This is a genomic window from Achromobacter sp. 01N37 (assembly GCF_056399725.1).
In genome coordinates this window covers 1-1240 of sequence record NZ_JBFTRX010000049.1, presented here as the reverse complement: position 1 = coordinate 1240, position 1240 = coordinate 1, and the positions used below count along the sequence as shown (strand labels likewise).

Here is a 1240-nt window from a genome sequence, read left to right as displayed (position 1 = left end):
CGGCTCCCTTGTATCTTGAGCCCTGGAATGGTTAGCTACCATTCCACGAGAGACAGGTGAGTTTCTGCGGCTCCCTTAGGTGGTCGACCCTGTTCTGAAGACTAAACCCCTGTCTCTCACCTCTGACGCCATCGCGGACACTGGACGGTAGCCTAGGGTTTGACCCTGCATGCACAAGGTAAGTGGGCGCAGTTGGCATACTTTCTGTGTATGAGGGGGTATGAACGATGATCTATCTGGGTATTGATGTCTCCAAGCTGAAGCTGGACTGCACGCTGCTGCTGGATCCAGAGAACGACAAGCGCAAGAGTAAGGTTGTCCTTAATAGCCGGGACGGTGTACAGGAACTGGTTCGATGGTGCACCAAGCATGGGGTGGCGGCCGACCAGGTCCACGCCGTGCTGGAAGCTACAGGCCCTTATCACGAGCAGGCCGCCACGACGCTGCATGACGGCGGCATAACGGTGTCGGTTGCCAACGCGGCCAACGTGCACGACTTCAGTCGGGCGTTGGCGATGCGCTCCAAGACGGATGCGCTCGACAGCCTGGTGCTGGCTCGTTATGGCGTGGCGATGAGGCCTGCGGCCTGGCAGCCCCCACCGGCGCATGTGCGCGAACTACGTGCCTTAATCACCCAACTGGAAGCGTTGTCCAAGGACCGGCTGCGCACGATGAACCGCCAGGAGAAGATCGAGGCCAGCGCGGCCTCGGAGCTGGTGGAGCGTTCGATCAGCGATACCTTGAGCTTCTATGACAAGGAGATCGCTCGTCTTGAGAAGGCCATTGACGATCACATCGACCGTCATCCTGACCTGAAGGACGACACCAAGCTGCTGTCGACCATCCCCGGTGTTGGTCCGAAGGTGGCCAGAACCATGCTCAGGGTGATGCGCACGCATCAGTTCAAGTGTGCAGAGGATCTGGCGGCGTATCTGGGCTTGGTTCCCGTGCAGCGGCAGTCAGGCACATCGCTGCGAGGACGCAGCCGCATGTCCAAGGCGGGTCCTGCAGACGTACGGGCCAAGGTGTACATGGCCGGCGTCGTTGCCTCCAAACACAACCCCCATGTTCGGGCGTTGTATCAACGGCTGTTGGCCGCGGGCAAGACCAAGATGTCGGCCCTGGGCGCCTGCATGCGCAAGGTGGTACATCTGTGCTTCGGTGTGCTCAAGACGCGGCAACCTTATAGGCCTGATTACGCTTTTTCTACTTGACGGCCAAGACGGTATCTTCGGATTCC

1 protein-coding gene is annotated in these 1240 nt (G+C 59.4%); it reads left to right on the top strand.

From position 1 onward, the window contains the following. Nucleotides 1-227 precede the first annotated feature (227 nt). Nucleotides 228-1214 (top strand): IS110 family RNA-guided transposase, encoded by a 987-nt coding sequence (locus AC1DSJ_RS30165; RefSeq protein ID WP_175172201.1) that lies wholly within the window; start codon nt 228-230, stop codon nt 1212-1214. Nucleotides 1215-1240: the final 26 nt, after the last annotated feature.

What these genes read in the sequence shown, in the direction of transcription:
- AC1DSJ_RS30165 (WP_175172201.1), top strand. Translation starts at nt 228, where the DNA reads ATGATCTATCTGGGTATTGATGTCTCCAAGCTGAAGCTGGACTGCACG.